We start from the raw sequence: 202 nt of genomic DNA on the forward strand, positions 1-202 counted from the left end.
GAGCGGGTCATCGTCAAAACGCTGGAGGAGAAGCCGGCGAACGCCACGCACTGGTCGACCCGGTCGATGGCGGCGGCGACCGGGATGTCCCAGTCGGCCGTCTCACGGATCTGGCGCGCCTTCGCCCTGGCCCCGCACCGTTCCGAGACGTTCAAGCTGTCCACGGACCCGCTGTTCATCGACAAGGTCCGCGATGTGGTCG

The 202-nt window shown here is 67.8% G+C and carries 1 pseudogene; it reads left to right on the plus strand.

Annotated elements, in window-relative coordinates:
* A pseudogene (locus tag IO33_RS0142500) lies at positions 1–202 on the plus strand (IS630 family transposase); the annotation flags it as partial.

Source organism: Streptomyces durhamensis (genome assembly GCF_000725475.1).
Classification (GTDB): Bacteria; Actinomycetota; Actinomycetes; order Streptomycetales; family Streptomycetaceae; genus Streptomyces; species Streptomyces filipinensis.